Annotated in this window: 15 protein-coding genes; 8 read left to right on the top strand and 7 right to left on the bottom strand. The window is 69.3% G+C overall.

The genetic code is table 11. The annotated features are described in order from the left end of the window. Window positions 1–120: 120 nt before the first annotated feature. A complete protein-coding gene (locus OD997_RS14415; RefSeq protein WP_434332189.1) occupies window positions 121–711 on the top strand; it encodes a GNAT family N-acetyltransferase in 591 nt (196 codons plus the stop codon). Between the two features lie 18 nt (window positions 712–729). Here OD997_RS14415 and OD997_RS14410 read toward each other — a convergent pair whose 3' ends face one another. The 4 genes from OD997_RS14410 to OD997_RS14395 all read right to left on the bottom strand — a co-directional run bounded on the left by OD997_RS14410 (window position 730) and on the right by OD997_RS14395 (window position 3,867). After that, window positions 730–1,908 carry an SLC13 family permease gene (locus OD997_RS14410; protein ID WP_434332188.1) on the bottom strand — a complete coding sequence of 393 codons (1,179 nt, stop codon included), beginning with the start codon at window positions 1,906–1,908 and terminating at the stop codon, window positions 730–732. 52 nt (window positions 1,909–1,960) lie between these two features. Further along, window positions 1,961–2,155 (bottom strand): YciI family protein, encoded by a 195-nt coding sequence (locus tag OD997_RS14405; RefSeq protein WP_434332187.1) that lies wholly within the window; start codon window positions 2,153–2,155, stop codon window positions 1,961–1,963. A 150-nt stretch (window positions 2,156–2,305) separates the two neighbouring features. Further along, window positions 2,306–3,580, bottom strand: a complete 1,275-nt coding sequence (locus OD997_RS14400; RefSeq protein ID WP_434332186.1) for an RNA polymerase sigma factor — start codon at window positions 3,578–3,580, stop codon at window positions 2,306–2,308. Between the two features lie 95 nt (window positions 3,581–3,675). Continuing rightward, on the bottom strand, window positions 3,676–3,867 hold the full coding sequence (locus OD997_RS14395; RefSeq protein ID WP_434332185.1) for a hypothetical protein: 192 nt from the start codon (window positions 3,865–3,867) through the stop codon (window positions 3,676–3,678). A gap of 286 nt (window positions 3,868–4,153) precedes the next feature. Between OD997_RS14395 and OD997_RS14390 the strand changes: the two genes are divergently transcribed. Genes OD997_RS14390 through OD997_RS14365 form a run of 6 tightly spaced genes read left to right on the top strand, consistent with a single transcriptional unit; the run spans window position 4,154 to window position 11,920 of the window. After that, a complete protein-coding gene (locus tag OD997_RS14390; protein ID WP_056276367.1) occupies window positions 4,154–4,243 on the top strand; it encodes a potassium-transporting ATPase subunit F in 90 nt (29 codons plus the stop codon). Beyond that, a complete protein-coding gene (gene kdpA / locus OD997_RS14385) occupies window positions 4,243–5,928 on the top strand; it encodes a potassium-transporting ATPase subunit KdpA (RefSeq protein WP_434332184.1) in 1,686 nt (561 codons plus the stop codon). Before OD997_RS14390 ends, kdpA begins: the two co-directional genes overlap by 1 nt. Before the next feature lies 1 nt (window position 5,929). Then, window positions 5,930–8,068 (top strand): potassium-transporting ATPase subunit KdpB, encoded by a 2,139-nt coding sequence (kdpB, locus tag OD997_RS14380; protein ID WP_434332183.1) that lies wholly within the window; start codon window positions 5,930–5,932, stop codon window positions 8,066–8,068. Between the two features lie 50 nt (window positions 8,069–8,118). Then, complete coding sequence (kdpC, locus tag OD997_RS14375; RefSeq protein ID WP_434332182.1) at window positions 8,119–8,718, top strand: potassium-transporting ATPase subunit KdpC; 600 nt, start codon at window positions 8,119–8,121, stop codon at window positions 8,716–8,718. Window positions 8,719–8,732: 14 nt separating this feature from the next. Further along, a complete protein-coding gene (locus OD997_RS14370; RefSeq protein ID WP_434332386.1) occupies window positions 8,733–11,252 on the top strand; it encodes an ATP-binding protein in 2,520 nt (839 codons plus the stop codon). Continuing rightward, window positions 11,249–11,920 carry a response regulator gene (locus tag OD997_RS14365; protein WP_434332181.1) on the top strand — a complete coding sequence of 224 codons (672 nt, stop codon included), beginning with the start codon at window positions 11,249–11,251 and terminating at the stop codon, window positions 11,918–11,920. The genes OD997_RS14370 and OD997_RS14365 overlap by 4 nt, the downstream gene beginning before the upstream one ends. Window positions 11,921–12,050: 130 nt before the next feature. Here the strand turns inward: OD997_RS14365 and OD997_RS14360 are convergent, their stop codons facing one another. Together OD997_RS14360 and OD997_RS14355 are read right to left on the bottom strand one after the other, a co-directional pair. Then, window positions 12,051–12,845: a TspO/MBR family protein gene (locus OD997_RS14360; protein ID WP_434332180.1), complete on the bottom strand. Its 795-nt coding sequence runs from the start codon at window positions 12,843–12,845 to the stop codon at window positions 12,051–12,053. A 100-nt stretch (window positions 12,846–12,945) separates the two neighbouring features. Continuing rightward, window positions 12,946–13,509, bottom strand: a complete 564-nt coding sequence (locus tag OD997_RS14355; protein WP_434332179.1) for a TetR/AcrR family transcriptional regulator — start codon at window positions 13,507–13,509, stop codon at window positions 12,946–12,948. Between the two features lie 95 nt (window positions 13,510–13,604). On the opposite strand from OD997_RS14355, the gene OD997_RS14350 reads away from it, so the two are divergent. Next, entirely contained in the window at window positions 13,605–14,447 is an 843-nt protein-coding gene (locus tag OD997_RS14350) for an alpha/beta fold hydrolase (RefSeq protein WP_434332178.1), read from the top strand. A gap of 57 nt (window positions 14,448–14,504) precedes the next feature. On the opposite strand, the gene OD997_RS14345 is transcribed toward OD997_RS14350, so the two are convergent. Next, window positions 14,505–17,264 carry a glycosyl hydrolase 53 family protein gene (locus OD997_RS14345; protein WP_434332177.1) on the bottom strand — a complete coding sequence of 920 codons (2,760 nt, stop codon included), beginning with the start codon at window positions 17,262–17,264 and terminating at the stop codon, window positions 14,505–14,507. Between the last annotated feature and the right edge of the window lie 27 nt (window positions 17,265–17,291).

Raw genomic sequence — 17,291 nt, 5'->3', positions numbered from 1 at the left:
TGCGTCTCCGATTCCGGTCGCAGTTCGTGCTGCCCGCGAGCGATCTCGGCGGCACAAAGTGCGACCGGAGCGGGCAGGAGGCGGATGCTGGCCGCGCAGCCGCCTCCGTAGGCTGGGGCGATGACCGCTACGCCGCACGCCGATGTCTGGCCCGTCCGCACTGAGCGTCTGCAGATCCGTCCGATGACCGCACCCGACATCGATGCGATGTGGGCGTGGCGGCAGCTGCCTGACGTGAACCGCTGGCTGGGGCTCGCGCCCGACACCGTCGAGGCGTTCCGCGAGCGCTACCTCGACCCTGAGCGCCTCGCCTCGATGTACCTCGTCGAACTGCTGCCGCACGGTGGCGAGCCCGCCGTGCCGATCGGCGACGTCATGATCAGGATCGGCGACGGGTGGGGTCAGCTCGAGGTCGCCGACCAGGTGAAGGGCGTCGAGGCGGAGCTCGGCTGGGTGCTCGATCCTGAGTTCACCGGACGCGGCTATGCGACCGAGGCGATCCGCGCGGTGATCGAGGTCTGCTTCGGCCCGCTGGGGCTTCGCCGGGTGCACGCCGGGTGCTTCGCCGACAACGAGCCGTCCTGGCGACTGATGGAGCGCCTCGGCATGCGGCGCGAGGAGTTCAGTCGCAAGACCGCGCTGCACCGCTCGGGCGAGTGGCTGGACGGCATGAACTACGGCATCCTCGCGGAGGAGTGGGCAGTCAGCTGACGGTCGCGGCCGTCAGCATCAGCCCGAGACGAGGGCGAGGACGAGCGTCGCGACGAGCACTGTCGGCACGGCCACGATCGCACCCCAGAGCATGAGGCTTCCCCAGCGGATCTCGACGCCGAGCGACACCACCCGGTGATGCCACAGCAGGGTCGCGAGAGATGCCCACGGCGTGATGAGCGGGCCGAGGTTCACGCCGATCAGCAGCGCCATGAGCGCGACCGGGTCGCCGGCTGCGGGTTCGAGGATCAGGTAGGCCGGCAGGTTGTTCACGCCGTTCGCGGCGAGCGCTCCGGCGGCCGAGAGACGCAGCAGCTCTGCGGGTGCGTGCCCGCTCGTGGCCAGTACCGACAGGAAGTCGAGGAGGCCGTTCGCGTGCGCCGTCTCGACCACGACGAACAGAGCCGCCGCGAGACCGATCGCCTGCCACGGAACGAGCGACAGTCGCAGCACGTGTCGACGTCGGATGCCGAAGAGCACGATGAGGATGACCGCGGCGACGGTGGCGGGGATCCAGACGTCATGGGTCAGCGCGAGCAGCGGCATCAGCAGCACGAGTGTCGCCGCGGCCCCCCAGAAGAGAATCCGATCAGACGGCTGTCCTCCTGACGGCACCCGGTATCCGCCGAAGAGCGTGCGCCGATGCCGGAGGGTGAGGATCAGCACCGGGATCAGGATGCCGACGAGGGTCGGCGCCCAGCTGAGCGCCAGGAACGACAGCGGGTCGTCACCGATCGCGCGCGCGGCGAGCAGGTTGGTGAGGTTCGAGACCGGCAGGGCGAGAGACGCCGTGTTCGCGAGCCACACGGTCACCAGCGCGAAGGGCAGGGGCGGGATGCCGACGCTCTGCGCCAGCACGACGACGACCGGCGTCACGATCACCGCCGTGGTGTCGAGCGAGAGGAACACGGCGCTGATCACCGCGAGCACCACGACAGACACCCACAGCAGGATGACGCGACCATGGCCCCAGCGCGCGAGGCGCTGGGCGACCACGTCGAACACGGCTGCATCGCGGGCCAGTTCGGCGACGATCGTGATCGCCACGACGAACCCGAGTACCGGCGCGATGCGGGCGCCGAGTGCCCCGGCATCGGTCCGCGGAAGAATGCCGGAGACGATGCAGACCACCGCGACCACGATGAGCGCCAGGACGATGATCGTCCCTGCTCCCAGTCGCCGTCGCGTCGCACTCACTCGCTGAGTGTAGATCCGTCGCGTCGTCGTCGGCGCGCACGACTCTGCCTGGTCAGTCCTGGTCCCAGGGGAGCTTCACCACCGGCAGGATGTAGACCCGGCCCATGACGGCGGTCGGATGCTTCGCCATGAACGTCGCTGCTTCTTCTATCGACTCGGCGGTGAGGAGGTCATAGCCGGCGAACCACTCCTTGAACTCGGGGAACGGCCCGTCGGTGACGAGCACCGTGCCGTCTCGTACGGCCACCGACTTCGCCTCCTCGGGCCCGGCGACCGGGGCACCGTCGCCCCGCGGCGTCGCCCTCTTGCGCCCATTCCCCCAGCATGCGCTGGTCTTCGCCCTGCGGCATCGTGCCGCCGGTCGGATCGGTCATGTGGATCACGAGGTACTTGTTGCTCATCTGCTCTCTCCGTTCGATGCGGCCCCGGGCGTTCCGGGTGCGGGAGGCGTCGCGAGCTCGTCGCGGCGCCGGGTCAGGTGGATGATCTCGGCGGCATTGTCGGCCAGCGCGATCGCCCGGGCGTACGCGTCGCGGGCCTCTGCCTCGCTGCCCGTGGCTCGCAGCAGTTCCGCGCGCGTCACGTGGAACCCGTGGAAGTGGTCGAGCGCGTCCTGCAGCTGCTCGACGAGCGGCAGCGCCTGCTCGGGCGAGTCCCGCTCTGCGAGCGCGACCGCCTTGCTGAGGACGACGACCGGGCTGGGGTCGATCCGCTCGAGCTGGTCGTAGAGGCCGACGATGCGCGCCCAAACGGTGTCGGCGGCGTCCTTCGCTCGCACGTGCACCGCGTTGATCTCGGCCAGCAGCCGATGACGACCGGGCGCCGCAGGCAGCGGCTCTTCGAGAAGCGCGAGCCCCTCCTCGATGAGCTCGTGGTTCCAGGTTGCGCGGTCCTGTTCATCCAACCGCACCAGCTCGCCCTCGGTCGTGACTCTCGCCGTGGCGCGCGCCTCGCTGAGCAGCATCAGCGCCACAAGACCCGCGACCTCCGCGTCGTCGGGCAGCAGCTCGCGGAGCAGCCCGGTGAGCCTGATCGCCTCGCCGGTCAGCTCCCGACGCAGCGCGGGCACACCGGCTCCGGACGCGAAATACCCCTCGTTGAAGACGAGGTAGAGCACGGCGAGCACCCCATCGATCCGGGCCGGAAGGTCGTCGGCCGCGGGCATCCGATACGGGATCCGTTCGGTCTTGATCTTCGCCTTGGCCCGGGTGATGCGCTGCCGCACCGTGGACTCCGGGATGAGGAACGCCCGCGCGATCTCCTCGACCGTGAGACCACCGACGATTCGCAGAGTCAGGGCGACACGCGCCTCGAGCGAGAGCGCCGGGTGGCAGCAGGTGAAGAGCAGTCGCAGGCGATCGTCGTCGATGATTCCTGTGGGCTCCGGTGGTTCGGGATCCTGCAGCATCAGAGCCTCCCGCTGCTTGGCCTCGCGGAACGACTCACGGCGGAGCCGATCGATGGCCTTGCGATAGGCCGTGGTGGTGATCCAGCCGGCGGGGTTCGGCGGAACGCCCTCCTCCCGCCAGAGCTCAGAGGCTGCGGCGAAGGCCTCAGCAGCCATCTCCTCGGCCAGGTCGAGGTCCCCGCACCTCCGGGTGAGACCGCCGACGATGCGCGCCCACTCGTCGCGGTACACCTGCGTGACGCGCGCCGCGACATCGGCGTTCATCGAGGCTCCTCGATCCGATTCCGGCGCTGCATCACTCAGATTCTCTCCGTCCGCACGATCGAGCAGGCTCTGCGCCGAGCCTGCCCTCCCGACGATCATCCCCGTTCCCCGCTCCTGCGGAAAGAGATGCGCGCCCACATGCGGCGAGCGCGGGCGATGAGAGACGGTCGCCGGATCAGACCCGGATGCTCGAACGCCGCGCGCCGTCGAGCGATCCGCTCTTCGGCTTCCTCCGCCTCGAGCCGGTAGACCAGGCTCGCCACCATCGGGTCGATGTACACAGCCACCACCGCGTCTCTCGTGTCGTGGGGCGACCGCGTATCGATCGCCTCCACCTTCACCACGAACGCCGGGCCCCGAATGCGACAACGAGGCACGATGAAAGTTCACCCGACCCCGAGATGTGAGCATCCCGCATGCATCGCGCACGCCCCCGTAGGCAAAGCGTGAGGATCGTCATATTCCGGTCTGCACGGGAGTTGTATCGAGTCTCGTGCTCGACATCATCTACATCGCGCTGACTCTCGCGCTGTTCGCCCTCGTCTCCCTGGTTGCGAAGGGGGTGGAGCGACTGTGATCGTCTTCGAGATCATCGCCGCCGCCCTCGCCGTGGCCGCCGTCGTCTACCTCGTGGTGGCTCTCGTCGCCCCGGAGAAGTTCTGATGGGCGCCGGCACCGAACTGTGGTTCGGCATCCTTCAGGCCGCGGTCCTCATCGTCGCCCTCGTGCTGCTCTACCGCCCTGTCGGCGACTACATGGCCCACGTCTTCAGCACCCCGCGTGATCTGAAGGCCGAGCGCGGCATCTACCGCCTGATCGGCGTCGACCCGGCATCCGAGCAGACCTGGCGGGCCTACGCCCGCAGCGTGCTCGCATTCTCGGTCGTCGGCCTGCTGCTCGTCTACGGCCTGCAGCGACTGCAGGGCTTCCTGCCCGAGTCGCTCGGACTCCCCGCAGTGCCCGAGGGCCTGGCGTTCAACACCGCCGCGTCGTTCGTCGCGAACACCAACTGGCAGTCGTACTCGCCCGAGCAGACCATGGGTTACACCGTGCAGCTCGCGGGCCTCACGGTGCAGAACTTCGTCTCCGCCGCCGTCGGCCTGGCTGTCGCCGTCGCTCTGATCCGCGGACTCGCTCGTCGAGGCTCGACCACGATCGGCAACTTCTGGGTCGACCTGATCCGCGGGCTCGGACGCATCCTGCTGCCGATCGCCCTGATCGGCGCCATCGCCCTCATCGCGGGTGGCGTGGTGCAGAACTTCGCGGGCTTCACCGATGTGACCACCGTCTCGGGTGGCACGCAGACGATCCCCGGCGGCCCGGTGGCATCGCAGGAGGCCATCAAGCTGCTCGGCACGAACGGCGGCGGCTTCTTCAACGCCAACTCCGCACATCCGTTCGAGAACCCGACCGGCTGGACCAACCTGCTGCAGATCCTGCTGATCCTCGTGATCCCGTTCGCACTCCCCCGCACGTTCGGCCGCATGATCGGCGATAACCGCCAGGGCTACGCGATCGCCGCCGTGATGGGCACGATCTTCCTGATCTCGACCTTCGCCCTCTCGGCCCTCGAACTCGCCGGCCGCGGCAGCGCCCCCGAGCTCGCGGGTGCCGCCATGGAGGGCAAGGAGGTGCGCTTCGGCATCCTCGGCTCCACCCTCTTCGGCAGCGCCAGCACGCTGACGTCCACCGGTGCCGTCAACTCGATGCACGACTCGTACACGGCACTCGGCGGCATGATGCCGATGCTCAACATGATGCTCGGCGAGGTCGCTCCCGGCGGCGTCGGCACCGGCCTCTACGGCATGCTCGTGCTCGCGATCATCGCCGTGTTCGTCGGCGGACTGCTCGTCGGCCGCACCCCCGAATACCTCGGCAAGCGCATCGGCCCGAAGGAGATCAAGCTCGCGAGCCTCTACATCCTCGTGACGCCGACCCTCGTGCTGGCAGGCACCGCACTGAGCTTCGCGATCCCCGGTATCCGCTCCGACGTCGAGTCGACCAGCATCCTGAACCCCGGTGTGCACGGCATGAGCGAGGTGCTCTACGCCTTCACCTCGGCGGCGAACAACAACGGCTCGGCCTTCGCCGGACTCACCGCGAACACCCCGTGGTTCAACACCGCACTGGGAGTCGCGATGCTGCTCGGCCGGTTCATCCCGATCGTCCTCGTGCTGGCTCTCGCCGGGTCCTTCGCCGGGCAGCAGCGCGTGCCGGAGAACACCGGAACCCTGCCCACGCACCGCCCGCAGTTCGTCGGCCTCCTCGCCGCCGTCGCGGTGATCATCACGGCTCTCACCTACTTCCCCGTGCTCGCACTGGGACCCCTCGCTGAAGGACTCGTCTGACATGACCATGACCACCACACCCACGGAACAGCAGGATGCTCCGGCATCCGCCCCCGCGGCCCCCGCGCGCTCGTTCGGCTGGGCACAGCTGACCCAGGCCCTGCCCGGTGCACTGCGCAAGCTGAACCCCGCATCTCTCGTGCGCAACCCGGTGATGCTGCTCGTCTGGGTCGGCGCCGCGTTCACGACCGTGCTCGCGATCGCCGAACCGTTCCTCGGCGGCCCCGCCGACTCGGGCGGAACGCCGGTGCCCGCACCGTTCACCTGGGGCATCGCGATCTGGCTCTGGCTGACCGTGCTGTTCGCCAACGTCGCCGAGTCCGTGGCCGAGGGCCGCGGCAAGGCCCAGGCCGCAAGCCTGCGCAAGACCCGCACGAGCACCATGGCCCGGCGCGTGGTGCGGTACGACGCGGCAGGGGATGCCACTGCCGACCGCACCGAGACGGTCGACGTCTCGTCGGCCGAGCTGCAGCGCGACGACATCGTGATCGTCACGGCGGGAGAGCTGATCCCGGGCGACGGTGACATCGTCGCGGGCATCGCGACCGTCGACGAATCGGCGATCACGGGCGAGAGCGCCCCGGTCATCCGCGAATCCGGCGGCGACCGCAGTGCCGTCACCGGCGGCACCAGGGTGCTGTCCGACCGCATCGTCGTGCGCATCACCTCGAAGCCCGGCGAGACGTTCGTCGACCGCATGATCGCCCTCGTCGAGGGTGCGAGCCGCCAGCGCACACCGAACGAGATCGCGCTCAACATCCTGCTCGCGAGCCTGTCGATCGTGTTCGTCGTCGTCGTTCTCGCGCTCAACCCGATCGCCTCGTATGCGGCATCGCCCGTCAGCATCCCGGTGCTGATCGCCCTTCTCGTGTGCCTGATCCCGACCACGATCGGCGCCCTGCTCTCGGCCATCGGCATCGCCGGCATGGACCGGCTGGTCCAGCGCAACGTGCTCGCGATGTCGGGGCGCGCGGTCGAGGCCGCGGGAGACGTCACGACCCTGCTGCTCGACAAGACCGGCACCATCACCTACGGAAACCGTCGCGCCCACGAAGTGCTGCGCCTCGGAGGCGTCGACCCCGACGAGCTGCTGCGCGTCGCCGCCCTGGCATCCCTCGCCGACCCGACCCCCGAGGGCGCCTCGATCGTCGAACTGGCGCTGAGCCACGGCATCCAGGTCGACGAACCCACGGACGCCGTGGTCGTGCCCTTCACCGCGCAGACCCGCATGTCGGGTCTCGACCTCGCCGACGGCACGCAGATCCGCAAGGGCGCCGGCTCCGCGATCAGCGCCTGGCTCGGACTCGACACGGATGCCGAACTCACCGGCCTCGTCGACGGCGTCGCGTCGAGCGGCGGCACCCCGCTCGTGGTGGCCGTGAAGCAGGCGGCGGGCGACGGTGAGGTGCTCGGCGTCGTGCACCTCAAGGACATCGTGAAGGACGGCCTGCGGGAGCGGTTCGAAGAGCTCCGCAGCATGGGCATCCGCACGGTCATGATCACGGGCGACAACCCGCTGACCGCCGCCGCGATCGCGAAGGAGGCGGGCGTCGACGACTTCCTCGCCGAGGCGACCCCCGAGCAGAAGCTCGAGCTGATCAAGCGCGAGCAGGAGGGCGGCCGACTCGTCGCGATGACCGGTGACGGCACCAACGACGCCCCGGCCCTCGCCCAGGCCGACGTCGGCGTCGCGATGAACACCGGCACGTCGGCCGCGAAAGAGGCGGGCAACATGGTCGACCTCGACTCGGATCCGACCAAGCTCATCGACATCGTGCGCATCGGCAAGCAGCTGCTCATCACCCGCGGAGCCCTCACGACGTTCTCGCTCGCGAACGACATCGCCAAGTACTTCGCCATCATCCCGGCGATGTTCATGGGGGTCTTCCCCGGCCTCGCGGCGCTCAACATCATGCAGCTGCACTCGCCGGCATCCGCCGTCACCAGCGCGATCATCTTCAACGCGATCGTGATCGTGTTCCTGATCCCGCTCGCACTCCGAGGGGTGAAGTACCGGCCGGCGAGCGCCTCGCAGATCCTGCAGCGCAACCTGCTCGTCTACGGCCTGGGCGGGGTGATCGCACCGTTCATCGGCATCAAGCTGATCGACCTGGTCATCACCCTCATCCCCGGTTTCTGACCGGCATCCGTCCCGCTCCGCTCGCTCCTTCTCGCATCGAAAGGCATCCCATGTCCTCCTCCCGCACCCTGGCCCGCACCACCGGCGTCGCCATCCGAGCGATGCTCGTGCTCACCCTCGTGCTCGGCGTCGGGTACACCCTGGTCGTCACCGGCATCGGCCAGCTGCTGCTGCCGTTCCAGGCGAACGGCTCCCCGCTGGCCGACGGCAAGGGCAGCTCGCTGATCGGGCAGCCGTTCACGGATGCCGACGGCGAGGCGCTGCCGCAGTACTTCCAGTCGCGTCCGTCTGCCGCCGGTGACGGCTACGACGGCGCCGGTTCGAGCGGCAGCAACCTGGGCCCGGAGAACCCCGACCTCGTCGCGGCGATCGGCGAGCGCCAGGCGGCCATCGCCGAGCGCGAGGGCGTGAGCGTCGACGCTGTGCCGGCCGACGCCGTGACCGCTTCGGGCTCGGGTCTCGACCCGCACATCAGCGTCGCCTACGCCCTGCTGCAGGTGCCGCGGGTGGCCGCCGAGCGAGGCCTGCCCGAGCAGCAGGTGCGCGACCTCGTGGAGTCTAGGATTCAAGGGCGGGATCTGGGATTCCTCGGCGAGGAACGCATCAACGTCGCCGAACTCAATCTCGCGCTCGATGAGCAGGAGGGCTGATGACGGCAGAGCGGATGCCGCGGCGCGGCCGACTCCGCGTGCTGCTCGGTGCAGCCCCCGGGGTCGGCAAGACCTTCGAGATGCTCGTCGAAGGGCGCCGGCTGCTCGATGAGGGCCGCGATGTGGTGATCGCGATCGTCGAGACGCACGAGCGCGCGGCGACCGCGGCGCAGACCATCGGCATCCCCGAGGTCCCCCGTCGCACCGACCTGCATCGGGGTGTGCCGCTCAGCGAGATGGATCTGGACGCCGTGCTCGCACGCCGCCCCGAGATCGCCCTGGTCGACGAGCTCGCCCACACGAACATCCCCGGCTCGCAGAATCCGAAGCGCTGGCAGGACGTCGGGATGCTGCTGGATGCGGGCATCGACGTCGTCACGACCGTCAACGTGCAGCACATCGAATCGTTGAACGCGGTGGTCGAGAAGATCACCGGCATCGCACAGCAGGAGACGATCCCGGACGCCGTGGTGCGTGCGGCCGACGAGATCGAGGTCGTCGACCTCGCCCCGCAGTCGCTGCGCGACCGGCTCTCCGCCGGACTCGTCTACCCCGCCGAGCGGATCGACGCGGCACTGTCGAACTACTTCCGTCTCGGCAACCTCACGGCGCTGCGCGAGCTCGCACTGCTGTGGCTGGCCGACGAGGTCGACAGCGCGCTGCGCAGCTACCGCGCCGACCACGGCATCGAGGGCACGTGGCAGGCGCGCGAGCGCGTGGTCGTCGCCCTCACCGGAGGCCCCGAGGGCGAGACGCTGCTGCGTCGAGGCGCACGCATCGCGGCGCGATCGGCCGGCGGCGAGCTGCTCGCGGTGCATGTCGCAGCGCAAGACGGACTTCGCGACGAGACCCCGGGCGCTCTCGCGGCACAGCGCTCGCTGGTCGAGTCGCTCGGTGGCAGCTTCCACCAGATCATCGGCGACGACATCCCCGAGACCCTCGTCGAATTCGCGCAGGGCGCGGATGCCACGCAGCTCGTGATCGGCGTCAGTCGGCGCGGACGCCTCGCGGCCGCTCTGACCGGGCCCGGCATCGGATCCGAGGTCATCCGGCGCTCCGGCGACATCGACGTGCACATCGTCACGCACGCTGCCGCGGGCGGACGCGTCACCCTCCCCCGCATCACCGGCGGAGCCCTCGGATGGCGACGTCAGGTGCTCGGGTTCGCCGTGGCCCTCGTCTTCGGTCCGCTGCTGTCGTGGGCCATGTTCGCGTTCCGCAGCCCCGAGTCGATCACGGTCGAGGTGCTGGCCTTCCAGCTGCTCGTCGTGATCGTCGCCCTGGTCGGCGGGGTGCGCCCCGCCGTCTTCGCGGCGGTGCTGTCGGGCATCACTCTCGACTTCCTGTTCGTCGCTCCCCTGTTCACCATCACGATCGCACATCCGCTGCACGTGCTCGCCCTCGCGCTGTACGTGACCATCGCCATTCTCGTCAGCATCATCGTCGACCAGGCGGCTCGCCGCGCGCGCACCGCTCAACGCGCCGCGGCCGAGGCCGAGCTGCTCGCCGCGGTCGCCGGCAACGTGCTGCGCGGAGACAATGCCGTGCTCGCCCTCGTCAGCCGCACCCGAGAAGCATTCGGGCTCACCGGCGTTCGCCTGCTCAGCGCCGACGGCGAGGTGCTGGCGAGCGACGGTGAACCCGTGCCCGACGGCCGCGCCACGACGATCGCCGTCGGCTCGGGGCCTGCGCCCGCGGTGCTCGAACTGCACGGAGAACCGCTCGACACCCCGGCCCGCCGTCTGCTCGATGCGATCGTCGCCCAGCTCGCCGCCGCGATCGAGCACACCGACCTGCGGGCGACGGCCCGAGAGGTGGCGGCCCTCGCCGAGACCGATCAGGTGCGCAGCGCCCTGCTCTCGGCCGTCAGCCACGACCTGCGTCGGCCTCTCGCCTCGGCCGTCGCCGCGATCGGCGGACTCCGCGGGGCGCACTCGCTGTCGGCATCCGATCGGGAAGAGCTGCTCGCCACCGCCGACGAGAGCCTCGCGACCCTGTCGTCGCTCGTGACCGACCTGCTCGACGTCAGTCGGGTGCAGGCCGGAGTGCTCGCCGTCTCGACCATGCGGCTCGACGTCGCGGGCCCCGTGCTCGCCGCGGTCGACGAGCTGGGTCTCGGTCCGTCCGATGTCGAGCTGACGCTGGATGCCGAGCTGCCCGCCGTCTCGGCCGATCCGGTGCTGCTGCAGCGCGTGCTCGTGAACGTGATCGCCAACGCCTACCGCCACTCGCCCGCCGAGAGCCAGGTGATCGTCTCGACGAGCACGATCGGCGACCACGCCGAGATCCGCATCATCGACCGCGGCTCCGGAGTGCCCGCCGAGAAGCGCGATGAGATCTTCCAGCCGTTCCAACGGCTCGGCGACACCGACAACACCACCGGCCTCGGCCTCGGCCTCGCGCTGTCGCGAGGATTCGCCGAGGGCATGGGCGGTACCCTGACACCCGAGGACACCCCCGGCGGTGGACTCACCATGGTCATCTCGCTGCCCCTGGCGGCAGAGCCCGATCTCACGCAGGAGGAGACGGAGTGAAGCTCCTCATCGCCGACGACGACCCCCAGATGGTGCGGGCATTGCGAATCACGCTCTCCGCCCACGGATACGAGGTCGTCGTCGCCCCCGACGGGGCCGCCGCGGTGGCCGCTGCCGCGCAGACGCATCCAGACCTCATCATGCTCGACCTCGGCATGCCGCGACTCGACGGCATCGAGGTGATCCAGGCGCTGCGCGGGTGGACGAACGTGCCGATCATCGTCGTGTCGGGCCGCACCGGGTCGGCCGACAAGGTCGAGGCGCTGGATGCCGGAGCCGACGACTTCGTCACGAAGCCGTTCCAGGTCGACGAGCTGCTCGCCAGGCTGCGGGCGCTGTCTCGTCGATCGGTGCCGGTCGGTGGCGAATCGACCGTCGGGTTCGGCGACGTCGTGGTCGACCTCGCGACCAAGACGGTCACCCGCGCAGGATCGCGGGTGCACCTGACCCCGACCGAGTGGCGGATGCTCGAACACCTCGCCCGGCATCCTGGCGCCCTGGTCACCCGACAGGATCTGCTGAAGGAGATCTGGGGCAGCGAGCAGGTGTCCGACTCGGGCTACCTGCGGCTGTACATGTCACAGCTGCGCAAGAAGCTCGAAGCCGAGCCCAGCGCGCCTGTGCACCTGCTCACCGAGTCGGGAATGGGCTACCGGCTCGTCCTCTGAGCCCTGCCGCGTACGCGCTTCGCCCTCGCACTTCGCCTGAGATCAGGAGGACCGTCTGAGATCAGGACGATCTACGCCGGATTCTCCTGATCTCGACCGTCCGTCCTGATCTGGGCGTGGGGTGAGCGACCTACGCCGCGACCCCTGAACGCGACCGGCGGAGCACACCGAACGCACCGGCCGCGACGAGGGCCACCGCGACGATGATCCCGGCGATGCCGACGACGGTGCTTTCGGGCTCTCCGGTGAAGCGACCGACCGCGAGCCAGCCGAGACCCCACGCCGTCGCGAGGGCGGGGGCGATGCGCTTGGTGACGAGGGCACAGGCGACACCGATCACGAGCACGACGGCGAGCACGGCGACCGCCCAGATCTCGGCCTGGTCCGCCCAGCTCTCGGGGGCGATCTGCGTCAGCCACGCTGTGGCGTTGGCGACGGTCGCGATCGTCACCCACCCGAAGTGCAGGCCGTTGGCCCCGTCGACGACGATGCGCTCGGGCCAGGTGCGGGCGCGGCTGCGTCCGAGGATCACGATGACACGGGCGAGGGTCGCGAGCAGCACGGCGATCACGAGCACCGTGAGGGGCAGCGACAGGAACTGCGCCGTCACGAGCCACAGACCGTTGAGGATCATGGATGCGGCGATCCATCCGCCGACCGCGCGCTGACGCTCATCGGCCCGCTGCGCCGGCAGCGCCTGCCACACCGTGTAGGCGATCAGGCCGATGTAGATGAGCGACCAGATCGAGAAGGCGGGGCCCGCCGGGGCGAGGTACGACCCCTGCGCCGAGAGCGCTCCGTCCTGCAGCTCGCTGACCGAGGTGCCACCGAATGCGCCGGAGCCGACAGCCGCGGCTATCAGCATGAAGGTGGCTGAGGCGATGATGACCGACTGACGGGCGATGTCCTGCGTCCGGGATTCCATGCTCGCAACCTACGCGCGAGCGGGCGCGTGCGCAGGAGCCTTGACACCGGCATCCGAAAACGCTAGCCAGGCTAGCTAAATCCTTGGCTTCCTGCGAGGATCAGACGGCGACGGCCGCATCGATCAGCACCTCGGCGGCGTTGCGCGCCTGAACCGCGACCTGGGGATCGGCGGCGATGGCCGCAGTGCTCTGGGCGCCCTCGGCGAGGATCGACAGCTGTGCGGCGAGGGATGCCGGGGCCCCGGCATCCACCACGAGACCCGACATGTACTGCTGGAACGAGGCCTTGTGATCGCGGACGATGGCCGCGACCTCGGGGTTCGTCCCACCGAGCTCCCCGAACGCGTTGATGAATGCGCAGCCGCGGAAGTCGTCGGTGCAGAACCAGTCCTCGAGGTATCCGTAGACGGCGAGCAGCCTGGCACGGGGGTCGGCCCCGGCATCCGCGACCGCTCCGGTCAGACCGGCCTCCCACTCGGCGTGCTTGCGCGAGAGGACAGCGGTGACGATGTCGGTCTTCGAGGGGAAGAGGGCGTAGAGCCTGCGCAGCGAGACTCCGGCAGCTGCCCGCAGCTCATCCATGCCGACAGCCGCGTAGCCCTTGCGGTAATACAGCTCATCGGCCGCCGCAAGGATCTGTTCACGCACTGTTCCATCGGTCATGATCCCAGTGTACTTGACATGAGAACGACCGTTCTCTACAGTGGGAGAAATCAGGTGAGAACGATCGTTCTCACCGAACCGAAAGGATCAGGATCATGGGTTACATCACCGTCGGAAACGAGAACAGCGCCCCGATCGAGCTCTACTACGAAGACCAGGGATCGGGTCAGCCCGTCGTGCTGATCCACGGTTACCCGCTCGACGGACACAGCTGGGAGCGTCAGACCCGCGAGCTGCTCGCCCAGGGCTACCGCGTCATCACGTACGACCGCCGCGGCTTCGGCGGATCGTCGAAGGTGAACGCCGGCTACGACTACGACACCTTCGCCGCCGACCTCAACACCGTGCTCGAGACCCTCGACCTGCGTGACGTCGTGCTCGTCGGATTCTCGATGGGCACCGGCGAGCTCGCCCGCTACGTCGCGAAGTACGGACACGAGCGCGTCGCGAAGCTCGCCTTCCTCGCATCCCTCGAGCCGTTCCTCGTGCAGCGCGACGACAACCCCGAAGGTGTGCCGCAGGATGTCTTCGACGGCATCGAGGCCGCAGCCAAGGGCGACCGCTTCGCCTGGTTCACCGACTTCTACAAGAACTTCTACAACCTCGACGAGAACCTCGGATCGCGCATCAGCCAGGAGGCCGTCACCGGCAGCTGGAACGTCGCGATCGGCAGCGCACCCGTCGCCGCCTACGCCGTGGTGTCGTCGTGGATCGAAGACTTCCGCGGTGACGTCGACGCCGTGCGCGACGCCGGAAAGCCGACGCTGATCCTGCACGGCACGAAGGACAACATCCTGCCGATCGACGCGACCGCCCGCCGGTTCCACCAGGCCGTGCCGGCCGCGACCTACGTCGAGGTCGAGGGCGCCCCGCACGGCCTGCTCTGGACCCACGCCGACGAGGTCAACGCCGCGCTGAAGGACTTCCTCAGCAAGTAACCCGGCCGTCCGGTCGAGAGCCCGGCATCCACCACAGGATGCCGGGCTCTCGCGCTGTCAGCGCTTGACGGTCACCGTCAGCGTCTTGCTCTCGCTGCTTCCTGCGGCGTTCACGAACTCGACGCGGTAGGTGTGCTTCCCCACTGACCGCCCGTCGACCGCGACCGAGACCCGTTGCGCGGAGGGGGCATTCGCCGCGAGCTCCCCCTCCTTCAGGAGCACGCCGTCCTCGAACAGTCGGTAGGACGTCGCATTAGTTCCCCACCACATGTCGGCGGTGAGAGTGTACGAGCCGTCTCCGTCCCAGTTGTCCGACGAGAGCACGGGCGTTCCGGGAGCGGCATCCGTCACCTTCACCGTGACGGGCTGCACCGCGGTCACGCCACGCGAGTTCACGAGCTCGCCGGTGTAGACGTACGTCCCGTTCTTCTTGCCGGCCACGGCGACCCGAGTGATCTGCGCCGCCGTGCCCCCGAACGTGAGCGGCACGGTCGTGATCAGCACGCCGTTCTCGAACACACGCAGCTTCGTGGCATTCGACCCCCACCACAGGTTCATGGTGACCGTGAAGTCGCCGTCGAGCAGTCCGGTGTCGTGGCCGTTGTCGTGGGACAGCACGCCACGCGCAGGCGCGGCCGTCGCGGCATCCTTCAGCACGAGGGCGTCGACCGCGGCATCCAGTGCGTCCAGCGCCCCGGCGACGGCGGACGCACTCGGGCTCGCCGCCGACAACACGATGTCGGCACGGCCGATCGCACCGGGCACCGCGGCCGTCGACGACTCGACATAGGCCGCCAGGTCGAGGGCCGCGGCAGCATCCCGCCGCTCCCGCAGCGCCGACGTGTCGGCACCGACCACGGGTTCGCGCACGAGCTCGAAATCGTCGATCGTGCCCCACGCGCCGGCAGGCAGAGCAGCAGCGACCCGCACCACAGCGGTGCCGTCGGCGCCGACCTGCAGCGCCTGAGTCTCAGGCGTCGACCACACGCGCCAGCCGTCGAGCGCGAAGGCCGCAGGCTCACCCGTCACGGCAGCGGAAGACAGAGACAGCGCCACTCGCCCGTCGGCGCCCTCGCCGTCACCCTGCAGTGATGCACGCGCGACGTACGTCCCGGCAGGCAGTCCCGTCACGGTCTGCGACAGATCGAACGAATACGCGGATGCCGCATAGAAGTGTGCCGAGTGCGTGCCGCTGCGGGGGTCGTCCCACGCGCGCAGAGTCAGGCCGGACCCGGTCGCCCGCCACATGCCCGTGTCGGCGTCCTCGAAACCGGGGTTCCGCAAGAAGTTCCGGGCAGAGACGGTGACGGTCGCGGTGGCCGCGAGGCCCGCATCCGTCACCCCTGTGATCGCGTACTCGCCGACGCCCTCGATGTACTGCGCGGCGTCAGACCAGGTGACGGCCTGCTGCTCAGACGACCCGTCGTTGTAGAGCACGGTCACCTCGCCGGGCAGCTCGACGGCATCGCCCTCGACCAGCGGCAGCGCGACGGGCTGCACCGACTCGACCGCCCGGGGAGCCTGAGCGCCGGAGCGCACGTACGAGAAGATGTTCAGCGCGTCGGAGGGCGTGCCGTCGAAGCCGAACAGCGCCTGGTTGTCCCACGCGGATCCGCCGAACCAGTGCCCGGCGTCTTCGGGCTCGTATTCACCGGCGAAGCTCGACGCCCATCCGGATCCGTCGCGCTCCCACAGCACCTTGTTCTGCTCGAGCTGCGCCGGGGTGCCGACCGGCAGCCATGCGGGCTCCCAGTAGTACACGCCGATGCCGGCCTCGCCCACGTCGGCGACGGCCTGCACGACCGCGCGCACCGCATCGGCCTGACCCTGCACGCTCACCGGATACTGCGTCGCCTCGGACGGCAGGTCGATCACGTTGCCGTGGCCGTCTCCGTCGTCGAGCGTGAACGCCCACGAGGTCTCGGCGACCATGACCTTCTTGCCGTACGTCTCGGCGACGTGCGAGAGCACCGCCGTGAGGTTCTCGGGAGTCCCATGCCAGAACGGGTAGTACGACGACGCGAACACGTCGTAGTCGACGTCGCGGCGGTCGAGCTGCGCAGCGACGTCGGCATAGAAGCCCGCCCGCTCGGGGTTGGTGAAGTGCAGGGCGACGAGCGTGTCGGGCGCCTCGGCACGCACCGCGGCGGAACCGGCAGAGAACACCTTGGCCATGTCGTCCCAGCCGCGCACTCCGGCGACTCCCCCGTTGGTCTCGTTGCCGACCTGCACCATGCGCAGATCGACCCCGGCCGTGACGAGCCGCCGCACGGCATCGCGCGTGAAGACGCCCACCTCCGCAGCGACCTGGTCGACCGTCATCCCCTCCCACGCCTTGGGTGCCTGCTGCTTGGCGGGGTCTGCCCAGAAGTCCGAGTAGTGGAAGTCGACGAGCACGCCGAGTCCGGCATCCGTCGCGCGCTGAGAGATCTCGATGGCTCGATCGACGTCGACGTCACCGCCGCCGTAGCCGTTGCCGTTCGCGTCGAACGGGTCGTTCCACACGCGCACGCGTACGTCGGTGACCCCGGCATCGGCGAGGATCTCGAACAGGTCGCCCGGGGCGCCGTCCGCGTCTCGGAACACGACTCCCGACTCCTCGAGCGACAGCACGGACGACACGTCGACGCCGCCGATGAAGTCGTCGGGCAGATTCTCGACCCGGGGGACGGTGATGGTGGCATCCACCGGCTCGACCGCAGCAGCCGAGACGAGCGCGGATGACGCGGCCGACGCCGGCAGTGCGACGCCGACCAGGGCGACGGCGGTGACCGTTGCCAGGGCGGTGGAGAGAAGGGAACGCGTGCGACGGTGCATGACGGCCTTTCGAGCAGAGCGGAAGAG

The sequence above is a fragment of the Microbacterium sp. CGR1 genome (assembly GCF_051062835.1).
Lineage (GTDB): Bacteria > Actinomycetota > Actinomycetes > Actinomycetales > Microbacteriaceae > Microbacterium.
This window is presented reverse-complemented; position numbering and strand designations above follow the sequence as displayed.